The organism is Rhodococcus sp. 15-725-2-2b, assembly GCF_002259075.1.
In the GTDB taxonomy this organism is placed as follows: domain Bacteria; phylum Actinomycetota; class Actinomycetes; order Mycobacteriales; family Mycobacteriaceae; genus Rhodococcoides.
Window position 1 is genome coordinate 275,361 of sequence record NZ_NPFL01000020.1, and the last position, 12,717, is coordinate 288,077.

The window sequence follows — 12,717 nt, forward strand, 5'->3', positions numbered from 1 at the left end:
GCACTATGCCGCCGCTACGCTCACGGGTCACCACTGTCGGACGCAACGCCGCGGGCGCACGCTCGCTGTGGCGCGCCACCGGAATGACCGATTCGGACTTCGGAAAACCCATCGTCGCCATCGCGAACTCGTACACCCAGTTCGTCCCCGGCCACGTGCATCTGAAGAACGTGGGCGAGATCGTCGCCGACGCCGTACGAGCTGCAGGCGGGGTACCCCGGGAGTTCCACACCATCGCCGTCGACGACGGAATCGCCATGGGTCACGGCGGCATGTTGTACTCGCTGCCCAGCCGCGAGATCATCGCCGACTCCGTCGAGTACATGGCCAACGCCCATACTGCCGACGCCTTGGTGTGCATCTCGAACTGCGACAAGATCACTCCCGGCATGCTCAATGCCGCGATGCGCCTGAACATCCCTGCCGTCTTCGTCTCCGGTGGACCGATGGAGGCAGGCAAGGCCGTGGTCGTCGACGGCGTCGCGCAGGCACCGACCGACCTGATCACCGCGATCTCCGCCAGCGCCAACGACGCCGTGTCCGAGGCGGGCCTCGACGAGGTCGAGCGCAGCGCGTGCCCCACGTGCGGGTCGTGCTCGGGCATGTTCACGGCCAACTCGATGAACTGCCTCACCGAGGCGCTCGGTCTCGCCTTGCCCGGCAACGGCTCCACGCTGGCCACTCACGCGGCCCGCCGCGCGCTGTTCACACGTGCAGGCACCACCATCGTCGAGGCAGCGCTGAAGTACTACCGCGACGAGGACGAATCGGTCCTCCCCCGCAACATCGCCACTCCGGCCGCGTTCCGCAACGCCATGGCTCTCGACGTCGCGATGGGCGGATCCACCAATACGGTGCTGCACACCCTCGCTGCCGCGCAGGAAGGCGAGGTCGACTTCGATCTGGACTCCATCGACGCCATCAGCCGCAAGGTCCCGTGCCTGTCGAAGGTCTCCCCCAATTCCGACTACCACATGGAGGACGTGCACCGCGCCGGCGGAATCCCGGCCCTGCTCGGCGAACTGCGACGCGCGAACCTGCTCGAAACCGATGTCTCGACCGTGCACACGAAGAGCTTCGACGAATGGCTCGACACCTGGGACATTCGATCCGGCAAGGCCTCCGCCGAGGCCGTCGAGCTGTTCCACGCCGCCCCGGGCGGTGTCCGCACCGTCGAACCGTTCTCCACCGGCAACCGCTGGTCCTCGCTCGACACGGACGCCGCAGGTGGCTGCATCCGCGATCTCGAGCATGCCTACACGGTCGAGGGTGGTCTGGTGGTACTGCGCGGCAACATCGCCGTCGACGGTGCAATCCTCAAGACCGCAGGGATCGACGAGGACCTGTTCTCCTTCCAGGGTCCGGCACTGGTCGTCGAGTCGCAGGAAGAAGCGGTCTCGGCCATCCTGCAGAAGAAGATTCGGCCCGGTGACGTGCTGGTCGTCCGCTACGAGGGCCCCAAGGGCGGCCCGGGCATGCAGGAAATGCTGCACCCGACGGCCTTCCTCAAGGGGGCCGGACTGGGCAAGGTCTGCGCACTGATCACCGACGGCCGCTTCTCCGGCGGAACTTCGGGACTGTCCATCGGACACATCTCCCCCGAGGCCGCCGCCGGCGGTGTGATCGGGCTCGTCGAGAACGGCGACCAGGTCCGAATCGACGTCGCCACCCGCACCCTTGAGATCCTCGTCGACGACGAGACCCTCAAGACGCGACGCGCGAAGATGAACGCGTCCGAGCGGCCGTGGCAGCCGGTCGATCGCCAGCGCACGGTCACCACCGCTCTACGCGCCTACGCCGCCCTGGCGACATCGGCGGACAAGGGTGCCGTTCGCTACGTCCCCTGAGGGTGAAAACCACGTGAGCGGAACTTCGTAGCAGGCTACGAAGTTCCGCTCACGTGGTCGGGCGGCTGTCAGAGGTCAGCGAACGACGGGGTTGGCCCCGTTGAGGAAGATCCAGATGCACACGCCTGCGGCGATGCCGACGACGAGCGCCAGGAACGAACCGATCCGCGGCCGGGTGGCCCATCCACGTCGGCCGTCGAACGCGATGCGTCCCGGGCCGGTGAGAATGATCGCCGCTGCAGCGAAGCCGAGGACCGTCTCGTACTCGACACCGCCGCTGCCCGAGAACTGCAATCCGGGCTCGACGGCCTGCTTGAAGCACCAGGCGTTGATGATCGTGGCCAGCACGGCCGCGCCCGCAAGTGGTGTCGCCAGACCCAGGATCAGCAGCGCTCCACCGAGGGTTTCGCCAGCCGCGGCCGCGATCGCGAGAATTTCCGGGTAGCGGAATCCCGAACTCTCCAATAGGTTCTGAAATCCGTCGAGACCGGGGCCGTTCCACAGTCCGACGAGCTTCTGCAGTCCGTGACCGAGAAACACCGCTCCGATGGTGACACGGAGGACGAACAGACCGAGGTCGGTGCTGCCGCGGCGTGCGGGAACCTCGACGGTCTCGGTACGAACTTCGGGCTCCGGGGCAACGGCCGCCGCGGGCGCTGCCGCTGCGGTGGTCCCGAGGTACTCGGTGGAGCGATCGGAGTACGCACTCGACGTCGTGCTCTCGGAGGTCGACGGGCGATCGGACGTCGAATCGGCGAAGGCCGACGGTCGATATGTCTGCATCTTCTCCGTGGGCTGTGCGTCTGCCGAGCGTGCGTCGGACGACGACGAGTACGGAAAGTCGAGTTCGTCGTCGGTTCGCGGCAGTCGGTCCGAGCGCTGGGCACCGAACGCCGTGGTCGGCGGACCCGCGGCGTCGGTGCGATCGGACGCCGACGTCTCCGAGGTGGAGCGCGAGGGTGGAATCTTCTCCGTGGGATTGTCGTACGGGCTCTCGGCCGGTTCGTACGACTGATCCGGCCGGTTGGGGTCGCGCGGTGTATCGGTCACCTCCCCACAGTAGAGCCGAAGTGCGCTCCTCACCGACGTCGACGCTTACGGCCGCGTGGCGTGTCTCCCTCCACGTTCCGTAACGTTCGAAGCATGAAGCCGGTCGGAGCGTCGCCACGAACTGCAACCGCTGCCGTCGTCGCCCTGTCGATGACCGCAGCCCTGCTCGCCGGGTGCGCCCGTTTCGACGACTCGAACGCCTCTCCGTTCACTCCTGCCCCGGAGGTGGGCGCGGCCGAGCTGGAGCCGACGACTCCCAGCGACACGCCGCCGCCGTCCGATCCGAACGCGCCACCGCCGCCGTCCGGTCCGTGTGTCGACCCGGATTCGGCGGTGATCGCGACATGTCTGGACACCACGGGCGGTCTCGTCGCGCTCCCCGACGGACAGTCGGCACTGGTCGCCGAGCGTCGCACCGGTCGCATCATGGAGGTCGCTGCCGGCCGCACGCCGGTCGAGGTGGCTCGAATCGATGTCGACGGCACCGGCGACGGCGGCCTGCTCGACATCGCGCTGTCTCCGACGTACATCGAGGACAAGTTGCTCTACGCCCTCATCACCACATCCGCGGACACCAGAGTGGTCAGACTCGCTCAGGGCGATGTACCCAAGGACATCCTGACCGGCATCCCCCGCGGCGCGACGGGCAATCGCGGAGCCATCGATTTCTACACACCGAACGAACTACTGGTCCTCACCGGCGACAACGGCGATCCGGCCGCGGCGGCGAGCCCGAACTCCCTGTCCGGCAAGCTGTTACGGGTGACGTCACTGTCCCCGACGACAAACCCCCCACGCCCGCAGATCGCACTCAGCGGCATCGGCACGGCGGGCGACGTCTGCACCGACGGCACCGGAAACATCTACGTCACCGACCGGACCGCGCTGGAGGATCGCCTGCAGCGCATCGACACTCTCGGTGCAGTGTTCAACCCGGTGTGGACGTGGCCGGACCGTCCCGGTGTTGCCGGATGCGCAGCGGGCGCAGGTGGGGTGGCCGTGGCCCTCACGACGGCCAAAGCTGTTGCAGCACTGACCACGGACCCGAACACCGGAGCTGTCTCGGCCGAACCGACACTGCTGATCCAGGACGAATACGGCCAGTTGAACGGCGCGACGAGCTCGGCCGACGGACAGATCCTGGTGGGCACCGTCAACAAGAACGGGCCGACCGTCGGACCCACCGACGACCGCGTCGTCAAGGTGCCGTTCCCCGGCGGCGGCGGAGGCGGCTTCGACTGAACGACGAACGACTGCGGCCGAGCGCGATACGCGCTCGGCCGCAGTCGTTCTCGGTCGTGATCAGGGCTGACCGCAGGCCTCGAGTACCAGCTCCTTGACGCGGGCGGCATCGGCCTGGCCGCGCGTCGCCTTCATCACCGCACCGACGATCGCCCCGGCGGCCTGAACCTTGCCGCTGCGGATCTTCTCGACCACACCGGGATTCGCTGCGAGCGCCTCGTCCACGGCGGCCTGCAACTTGGTGTCGTCCTTCTCCAGTACGAGATTGCGCGCCGCCATGACCTGCGCAGGCTCACCCTCGCCCGCCAGCACCCCGTCCACCACCTGACGGGCACCGTTGTTGTTGAGCTTGCCGTCGGCGACCAGCGCAGCCACCTCGGCAACCTGAGCCGGCGTGATGGACAGATCGGTCAGTCCGACGCCGGCGATGTTGGCCTGCTGCGCCAGGTACGACACCCACCACGAGCGTGCCGCCTGCGCCGACGCACCCGCCTCGACCGTCGCCGAAACGAGCTCGAGTGCACCGGAATTCACCAGATCGCGCATCTCCTCGTCGGAGACACCCCACTCCTTCTGAATCCGACCACGGCGCAACCACGGCAGCTCGGGCAGCGTCGTCCGAAGCTCCTCTATCCAGGCCGCGTCGGGAGCGACGGGCGCAAGATCGGGCTCGGGGAAGTAGCGGTAGTCCTCGGCGGTCTCCTTCTTGCGGCCTGCGGTGGTGGTGCCGTCCGACTCCTGGAAGTGCCGAGTCTCCTGCGTCACCTCCCCACCCGATTCGAGAACCGCCGCCTGACGCCGCATCTCGTACCGAACGGCAACCTCGACGCTCTTGAGCGAGTTGACGTTCTTCGTCTCGGTGCGGGTGCCGAATTCGGTAGCCGTCTTCTCCATCAGAGACACATTGGCGTCGCAACGCAACGAGCCCTGATCCATCCGCACATCGGACACGTTCAGCGACTTCAACAGGTCACGGAGCGCGGTCACGTACGCACGAGCGACCTCGGGCGCACGCGCACCGGTCCCCGTGATGGTCTTGGTCACGATCTCCACCAACGGCACACCGGCACGGTTGTAATCGAGCAGCGAGTGCGACGCCCCCTCGATGCGCCCGGTAGCCCCGCCCACGTGCGTCGACTTACCGGTGTCCTCCTCCATGTGCGCGCGCTCGATCTCCACACGAAACGTGCTGCCGTCGTCGAGCAGCACATCGAGGTAACCCTCTGTCGCGATGGGCTCGTCGTACTGCGAGATCTGATAGTTCTTCGGCTGATCCGGGTAGAAGTAGTTCTTGCGAGCGAACCGCCCCCACGGGGTGATCGAGCAATTGAGAGCCAGCCCTATCCGAATCGCCGACTCCACGGCAGCAGCGTTCACCACCGGAAGCGCGCCGGGAAGGCTCAGGCACACCGGGCACACCTGGGTGTTCGGCTCCGCACCGAACTCGGTGGGGCAGCCGCAGAACATCTTGGTCGCCGTGCCCAACTCCACATGGACCTCCATGCCCAACACGGGGTCGAACTTGGCGAGCACATCGTCGTAATCGATCAAATCGACGGTTGCAGCAGTCATGCACGCAAGTTTATGTCCTACCCACCGCCAGCCGTTCCTGCAGGCTCCACTCCCGCCCACCCGGATCGTTCCCGCAGGCTCCACTCCCGCCTACAACGCGCGAGTAACAACGAGTCCTCGTTACCGTGCACGGGTGACTCCCCCAGAGCGACAGACACTGTCCATGACCGTGCTGATGACACCCGACATGGCCAACTTCTCCGGCAATGTCCACGGCGGCACGATTCTGAAGTTCCTGGACCAAGTGGCGTACGCCTGCGCCAGTCGCTACGCGGGGGCCTACGTCGTCACCCTGTCGGTCGATCGCGTCGTGTTTCGCGAACCCATCCACGTCGGAGAACTGGTCACGTTCTCTGCGTCGGTCAACTACACCGGCCGCACCTCCATGGAGGTCGGCATCCGAGTGGAGACCGAGAACATCCAGTGCGGTGAATTACGCCACACCAACAGCTGCTACTTCACCATGGTGGCGATCGGCGACGACGGCAAGCCGAAGACACTGCCCCAGTTGACGCCGACCACCGAGATCGGTGCCCAGCGTTTCGAGGCGGCGCGACGACGGCGCGAACTACGCCGCGAGACCGAGGAACGTGAGGCCGAGATCCAGGAAGCCTCAGGACGTATCTGACGGTCGACGCCCCGCCCGATCAGCCGAAGAACGCGGCGGCGTCGTCGTATCGGGTCTGGGGTACCCGCTTGAGTTGCTTGGTGGCCTCGGCCAGAGACACCAGGCCGATCTCGGTTCCGCGCAACGAGACCATCTTGCCGAAGTCGCCCGAATGGGCCGCATCGGTCGCATTGACGCCGAATCGTGTTGCGAGAACGCGATCGTACGGCGTCGGTGTTCCACCGCGTTGGACGTGGCCGAGCACCGTGGTCCTTACTTCCTTGTTGATGCGGCGTTCGATCTCGACACCGAGTTGGTGGGCGACTCCGGTGAATCGAACGTGGCCGAACTCGTCGATACCGCCGTCGAGAAGCTTCATCGAGCCCTCCATCGGCTTGGCACCCTCGGCGACGACACAGATGAAATGCGAGTCTCCGCGCTGAAAACGCTTGCGCACCAACGTGCATACTTCTTCGACGTCGAACGGCTGCTCGGGGATCAGCGTCATGTGCGAACCGGACGCCAGACCGGCGTGCAGAGCGATCCACCCCGCGTGCCGACCCATCACCTCGACCAGCATCACGCGCTGGTGGGATTCGGCGGTGCTGTGCAGACGGTCGATCGCATCGGTGGCGATCGTCAGCGCCGTGTCGAAGCCGAATGTGACGTCGGTGCAGTCGATGTCGTTGTCGATCGTCTTGGGCACGCCGACCACGGGCACACCCTCCTCCGACAACCACGCGGCAGCGGTCAGGGTCCCTTCGCCGCCGATCGGGATCAACACGTCGATGCCGTTGTCCTCGAGAGTCTGCTTGACCCGATCGAGTCCGGCGCGCAACACATCCGGATTGGTGCGCGCGGTGCCGAGCATCGTGCCGCCCTTGGTGAGCAACCGGTCGTTACGGTCGTCGTTGCGCAGTTGCACCCGACGGTCTTCGAGAAGCCCGCGCCATCCGTCCTGGAAACCGACGACAGTGGAGCCGTAGCGCGCGTCCGCGGTGCGTACGACTGCGCGAATCACCGCATTGAGCCCCGGGCAATCGCCGCCTCCGGTCAGAACTCCGATGCGCATCGATTTTCGCCTCTCTGCTCGCGGGTCCGTGAAGCGGACCCGGTGACGGACGTCAGCCTAATCGGGCGTTGGATGCTGCGCGCGTCGGTACCGTCCGGTCCTCACTTCGGCGTGACGACGCCGGTCTCGTAGGCCAGGACGACCGCCTGAGCGCGATCGCGCAGTCCGAGCTTCGCGAGGACCTTGCCGACGTGCGTTTTCACGGTCTGCTCGGCCAGGAACAGCGAACCCGCTATCTCGGAGTTGGACATGCCGGTGGCGATCAGTTCGAGAACCTCGCGTTCCCGCGGAGTCAGATCGCTCAGACGCGCGGACGTCTGCCGCCGAGCTCCCCGCCGGGAGGTGACGTCGGCGATGAGCCGTCTCGTCACCGACGGCGCCAACAACGCCTCGCCTGCGGCGACGACCCGAACACCCCTGATCAACTCCTCGGCCGGAGCATCCTTGAGCAGAAAGCCACTCGCGCCGAGCGCCAGGGCCTCGTAGACGTAGTCGTCGATGTCGAACGTCGTCAGCATCAGAATGCGCACCGGCGACGGAAGTGACGCAGAGAGAATGGCGCGAGCGGCATCGAGGCCGTTCATCTCGGGCATCCGAACGTCCATCAGCACCACGTCGGGCAACAACCGGGCGACCTCACCGACCGCGGTCCTGCCGTTGTCGGCGTCTCCGACGACCGAGATGTCGGCCTGCGCACCGAGAAGGGCACCGAACCCCTGCCGCACCATTGCCTGGTCGTCGGCGATGAACACCGTTGTAGCCACGCGCAACAGCCTAGGCGAGATCGTGCCGAACAACCGGTGCCGTCGAGATCGGCATGCCGTTCGGAACGTGCACCGCGACCTCGAATCCTCCGTCGGGCAGATAGGTGGCGTGCAGCGTGCCGTGCGCCGCGCGCGCACGATCGTGCATACCTGTTATCCCGTGCCCACCGGTATCGGCTCCAGCAGTGCGTCGGACACTCGTGCTCGGCGACGCAGTGTTGATCACGGTCATGACGACCGTACTCGGCCCGACCGTGATGTCGACGGTCACCGCGGCCCCGGGCGCGTGCCGGGCAGCGTTGGACAGCGACTCCTGCAGAACTCGGTACAGCGCCAACCCTGTTGTGTCGGAGATCGATTCGATCCGGCCGGTGACAGTCCACCGCACGTCCATACCGGCCTTGCGGCTGGCGTGCAGGGTGCGTTCGAGGTCGAGTGCATTCGGTGCCGGCGCGTCCTGCCACTGCGCTCCGTCGCTGCGCAGCACGCCCAGCATTCCCCGGATCTCGTTGAGCGCTTCCCGGGCGGTGACGGCGATCGACTCGAATTCCTGTGCTGCGGAATCGGATACATCATCGAGTCGATACTGCGCGCTCTGCGCCTGCACGACGACCATCGACATGTGGTGCGCAACGACATCGTGCAGATCGCGGGCGATCTTGGCTTTCTCCTCGAGAACGGTGCGTCGGGTGCGCTCGAGCTCACTGACTTCCTCTTGCTGCGCGAGCTGCCTACGGGAGAGAACGAGCCAGCGGATCAACAGTCCGAACACCACGATCGCGGTCAGACCCACCGACCAGCCGACGCCGTCCGCGCCCGGCATGTAGGCGAAGAACACCAGCATGCTGGCCGGCCAAGCGACGAGCAGAACCGATATCGGCGAGCGAACCGCGACGGCGAACAACAACGCCAGAAGAACGAGTATGTGCACCACCTGCCACGGGTAGTCGTAGCCGGGTACACGGTCGAACGCTACCGGTATCACCAGAGCGAACAGAGCCGAGACGGCCCATCCCAGTGCGGGATTGACGCGGATCAACGCGAAAGGAAACGCGGCGAGTGCGCCGACGATGGGCAGTAGCGGACCCGAGACCTGATGGGTGACCGGCAGAGTCGGCCATGCAATCGAATACAGCGTTGCAGAGATCGCAACGATCAGCACGTCGATCGCGCGGAAGCCACCGAGTCGAGTCGGCACTCGACGCCGAATCGCTCCGAGTTCGGCGTCGCCTGATCTGTTCCTTCGCACGCACCGAGCCTAGGGACTGCGAGCCGACGAGGTCGTCATACCTGGGTATCAGTTCTGTGCAGTATCCAGGTATCGGATCGCCCCTGGGGAACACCGATGCACGTACGGCAGAACGAGACTTCGGTGCGATGTCCGATGAATACGCCGCTCCCTAGCGTCGAAAGCCATGAACAGGAACACTTCTCGCGTCGTCATGTGCGCGGCGGCGGCGATCGCAGCGGTGACGGCAACGACGGGCGCGGCATCGACACCGCCTGCTGCCGAATCGACTTCGCCTGTCGCGGTCTCGGTACACGCACTGGTCACCGAGTCGGCGGACGTCGCCGCCCTGACTATCCCCGACGACTTCGGATCGGTGATGGGATACCGGCCTCGGGTGCAGGACGACATGGCAGAGAACCCACACGGCGATTGCTCGTCGCCCGTTCCGCTTCCGTCCGAGTTCGATTCCGCATGCAGGGCCCACGACCTGGGCTACGACCTGATTCGGTACGCCGCTGCCACAGGAACGACAGTGGATCCGCAGTGGCGCAGATCGTTCGATGCCCAGTTGGAGGGGCGTATGCACGCCGCCTGCACGGACCGGGCCGACGACGGGCCCCGTCAGGTCTGCGACGCCGCCGCATCGGTGGCTGCCACGGCCGTCGACCTCAACTCCTGGCGACAGTTCTTCGGCGCACCGGTGGCCGAGCCGGCATTGCCCTTCGTGTTCGGCGGCGCGGGGATCGTTCCGATTGCACTGTGGGGCATCGCGACCGGCCGACATGCGCGCCGACGCCTGCTGACCACCGAGCCGGTGTCCCGGACGATCGAGCCCGCATGATCGCGCCGATCGTCGCAGGCACCGGAGTTGCCGGTTCGGCTCACCCGACTGCCCCGGCCGAGACGGGTGTCCGATTCCCCCGAATCGGCACCTCGGTGGCCCTCACCGTTGCAGTGATGGTGTCCTCGGCTCCCTCGTTGCTCCCTCGGTCGGCCGTCACCCAGGCCCTGTTCACCGGCACTGTGATGGCGACGGCACTCGCGGCCGCATGGTCGGCCCGGCGCGTGTTCGGCTCGCGCACGCCCGCTCGGCGGTGCCTGCAGGCCTGGTCGGCCGGTGTCGGGGCAGGGATATCGACCTGCTCTTTTGCAGCGAATATTCTGTGGCAGAACCGATTACGGATCTCTATGGACGTCGGGACGGTGGACTGGCGGTACGCAGCGGAGGTGGCGGCAGGGGCGATCTGTGTTGCGGTGGTTCTCTGCGGACTGGGCCGTGCGGCTGTCGGAATCGGCGGCGCACTCGGCCGTGGTCGATCGGTGATTGCGGTTACCATCGTCGGTCTTGCGTCGTTCGTTGCCGCGCCTTCGGTCGGGTCGGCCGTATCGGACTCGTTCTCGGCCTCGAACTCCGTTGTGGACGACGCGGAGCCCGCTCCGAGCTCGAACACGAGATCAGGAGCTCCGGCCTCGCTCGTCCCGTGGCGCACGCTCGGCGCAGAGGGCCGGAAGTTCGTCTCCGGCGGTCTCGCTCCCGGCACCGTGCGCGCCTACGCGGGTCTGGATTCGGCCCCGACGGTCGATCGCAGGGTGGCGTTGGCCGTCGCGGACCTGGATCGAGCCGGGGGGTTCCAGCGCAGCGTCGTGGTCGTCGCGATACCGACCGGATCGGGGTGGGTGGACGAGAACGCCGTCACCGGTGCCGAAAGCAGATTCGGTGGTGACGTCGCCACAGTGGCGGTGCAGTACTCGAGCGCGCCCAGTTGGGCGACATTCCTGTTCGCCGAGGACGACGCGCGTAGTTCCGCGGACGCAGTGGTTCGCGCTGTGGCGACGCGCGCGGCATCGGAACCGACACCGCCCGACATCATCGTGTACGGCCAGAGTCTGGGCGCGGTGGCGGGAAGCGACGTGTTCCTCTCGATCGGACGGAGCGATCCGGGTATCTGCGGTGCCGTGTGGGCGGGTCCGCCCGCCGGGGCCGTGAACACCGACGGCGCAACGGTGGTGGCCAATTCCTCGGACCCCGTCGTCCGGTGGTCGACCGACCTGCTGTGGTCACCGCCGAACACGTCGAGCACCCGACCCGACGCGCCCACACCGATGTGGCTGCCCGGCGTGAGCTTCCTCCAGACGTCCGTCGATCTTACGGCCGCACTCGACGTCGGAGCCGGTCACGGCCATCGGTACGGAACCGACCAGGGTACGAGCATGCAACGGTGTCGGTGACGACCACGCCGGGCGATTCAGTCGGCAAGCCCCAATCGCCCACCGAGCCAGTCCATTTCCTGCTCCAGCGCGGGAGCCCACACCTGCATCGAGTGCCCGCCGGGCAGCTCGCTGTAGTGCACCTCGAGACCCGCAGCCTCTGCAGCCGTGAAGGTTCGCTCGGTCTGTGGCCGAAATTCCTCGTCGTCGGCACCTACCACGAACGCACCGGCCGAATCGGGAAATCTGTTGCGCGAAAGTATGTTCAGCGGCGTCGATAGCTCGAAACGCGCCTCGTTCGCCGGGGTGTCCGTGCCGTATGCCGCCGCAACGGATTCGCTTCTCGTCCCGCGCCGTTGCTCGTCCTCGCCGGAGATGTCGAGAAAGGTGGGGTACACCGACGGTGCAGTCACCGCCAGCTGCAGCGCGCACGTTCCGCCGTAGGAATAGCCGCCCACCGCCCACGCCCTCGGATCCGAGGACACCCGGAAGTTCGACCGAACCCACTGCGGCACATCGACGGACAGGTACGTCGCGGCATTCCCGAGGTCCGAATCCATGCACATCGGATTCGCCTCGGTGTCGCCGAGGCCGTCGGCCACCACGACGATCGGGGCCGCGCCGTCGTGACGTGCCGCGAAGGCGTCCATCGTCTGGGCCAGACGACCACCCTCGATCCAGTCGACGACATGGCCGGGTTGGCCGGTGAGCAGCACCAGCACCGGTAGGTCGCTCGCTCCCGCGTCGTACGACGCCGGAACGTAGACGGTCGCGGGTCGCGCGTCGAAGTGCGACACCGTGCCGGGCACGTCCATATCGATCAACCTGCCGGTGCCCTCGGTCGGGACGGCCGGTCGGTGGCCGAGCGCCACGGCCACCGTCGGGTACCGAGTGACGGTCAGATTGGTGAGCACCGTCGCCGCCACCACAAGCGATCCCACGAGACCCAGAGCACTCAGCGGGCCGAACACCGTTCCCAGCGTTCGGCCTCGCCGTGTCCTTCGGACGACCGCGAACACGAGGACGGTCGTCAGGACCGCCGTCGCAGTCAGTGCGACCGCGGGCACTGCACCGGACAGCAGTGGCTGATGAGCCAGATCGGCAGCCCACCGATGCAGCACCTC

At 66.6% G+C, this 12,717-nt stretch carries 11 protein-coding genes; 5 read left to right on the forward strand and 6 right to left on the reverse strand.

Annotated elements, in window-relative coordinates; genetic code table 11:
- Positions 1-5 precede the first annotated feature (5 nt).
- Positions 6-1,847: a dihydroxy-acid dehydratase gene (ilvD, locus tag CH306_RS24050; RefSeq protein WP_094648108.1), complete on the forward strand. Its 1,842-nt coding sequence runs from the start codon at positions 6-8 to the stop codon at positions 1,845-1,847.
- 75 nt (positions 1,848-1,922) lie between these two features.
- On the opposite strand, the gene CH306_RS24055 is transcribed toward ilvD, so the two are convergent.
- The gene (locus CH306_RS24055) at positions 1,923-2,897 is read right to left on the reverse strand and encodes a DoxX family protein (RefSeq protein WP_032397754.1); all 975 of its coding nucleotides are present in this window, start codon (positions 2,895-2,897) and stop codon (positions 1,923-1,925) included.
- Between the two features lie 93 nt (positions 2,898-2,990).
- Here CH306_RS24055 and CH306_RS24060 point away from each other — a divergent pair, with 93 nt between their 5' ends.
- A complete protein-coding gene (locus CH306_RS24060) occupies positions 2,991-4,139 on the forward strand; it encodes a PQQ-dependent sugar dehydrogenase (protein ID WP_094648109.1) in 1,149 nt (382 codons plus the stop codon).
- Positions 4,140-4,199: 60 nt separating this feature from the next.
- Here CH306_RS24060 and gatB read toward each other — a convergent pair whose 3' ends face one another.
- Entirely contained in the window at positions 4,200-5,711 is a 1,512-nt protein-coding gene (gene gatB, locus CH306_RS24065) for an Asp-tRNA(Asn)/Glu-tRNA(Gln) amidotransferase subunit GatB (RefSeq protein ID WP_094648110.1), read from the reverse strand.
- 163 nt (positions 5,712-5,874) lie between these two features.
- Between gatB and CH306_RS24070 the strand changes: the two genes are divergently transcribed.
- On the forward strand, positions 5,875-6,339 hold the full coding sequence (locus CH306_RS24070) for an acyl-CoA thioesterase (RefSeq protein ID WP_179273223.1): 465 nt from the start codon (positions 5,875-5,877) through the stop codon (positions 6,337-6,339).
- Positions 6,340-6,358: 19 nt separating this feature from the next.
- On the opposite strand, the gene CH306_RS24075 is transcribed toward CH306_RS24070, so the two are convergent.
- From CH306_RS24075 to CH306_RS24085, 3 genes are all read right to left on the reverse strand, one after another.
- Positions 6,359-7,390 carry an ATP-dependent 6-phosphofructokinase gene (locus CH306_RS24075; RefSeq protein WP_032397750.1) on the reverse strand — a complete coding sequence of 344 codons (1,032 nt, stop codon included), beginning with the start codon at positions 7,388-7,390 and terminating at the stop codon, positions 6,359-6,361.
- Positions 7,391-7,491: 101 nt separating this feature from the next.
- Positions 7,492-8,154: a response regulator gene (locus CH306_RS24080; RefSeq protein ID WP_094648112.1), complete on the reverse strand. Its 663-nt coding sequence runs from the start codon at positions 8,152-8,154 to the stop codon at positions 7,492-7,494.
- A 10-nt stretch (positions 8,155-8,164) separates the two neighbouring features.
- Positions 8,165-9,352, reverse strand: coding sequence for a sensor histidine kinase (locus CH306_RS24085; RefSeq protein WP_094648181.1), 1,188 nt, complete (start codon positions 9,350-9,352; stop codon positions 8,165-8,167).
- Positions 9,353-9,569: 217 nt separating this feature from the next.
- On the opposite strand from CH306_RS24085, the gene CH306_RS24090 reads away from it, so the two are divergent.
- Both CH306_RS24090 and CH306_RS24095 read left to right on the forward strand, forming a co-directional pair.
- On the forward strand, positions 9,570-10,226 hold the full coding sequence (locus tag CH306_RS24090; protein ID WP_143545366.1) for a hypothetical protein: 657 nt from the start codon (positions 9,570-9,572) through the stop codon (positions 10,224-10,226).
- Positions 10,223-11,614 carry an alpha/beta-hydrolase family protein gene (locus CH306_RS24095; protein WP_094631805.1) on the forward strand — a complete coding sequence of 464 codons (1,392 nt, stop codon included), beginning with the start codon at positions 10,223-10,225 and terminating at the stop codon, positions 11,612-11,614. Before CH306_RS24090 ends, CH306_RS24095 begins: the two co-directional genes overlap by 4 nt.
- A 17-nt stretch (positions 11,615-11,631) precedes the next feature.
- On the opposite strand, the gene CH306_RS24100 is transcribed toward CH306_RS24095, so the two are convergent.
- A complete protein-coding gene (locus tag CH306_RS24100) occupies positions 11,632-12,714 on the reverse strand; it encodes an alpha/beta hydrolase (RefSeq protein WP_256981247.1) in 1,083 nt (360 codons plus the stop codon).
- Positions 12,715-12,717 lie beyond the last annotated feature (3 nt).

Coding starts and splice junctions, on each gene's coding strand:
- ilvD (WP_094648108.1), top strand. CDS start 6: ATGCCGCCGCTACGCTCACGGGTCACCACTGTCGGACGCAACGCCGCG.
- CH306_RS24060 (WP_094648109.1), top strand. CDS start 2,991: ATGAAGCCGGTCGGAGCGTCGCCACGAACTGCAACCGCTGCCGTCGTC.
- gatB (WP_094648110.1), bottom strand. CDS start 5,711: ATGACTGCTGCAACCGTCGATTTGATCGATTACGACGATGTGCTCGCC.
- CH306_RS24070 (WP_179273223.1), top strand. CDS start 5,875: ATGACCGTGCTGATGACACCCGACATGGCCAACTTCTCCGGCAATGTC.
- CH306_RS24075 (WP_032397750.1), bottom strand. CDS start 7,390: ATGCGCATCGGAGTTCTGACCGGAGGCGGCGATTGCCCGGGGCTCAAT.
- CH306_RS24090 (WP_143545366.1), top strand. CDS start 9,570: ATGAACAGGAACACTTCTCGCGTCGTCATGTGCGCGGCGGCGGCGATC.
- CH306_RS24095 (WP_094631805.1), top strand. CDS start 10,223: ATGATCGCGCCGATCGTCGCAGGCACCGGAGTTGCCGGTTCGGCTCAC.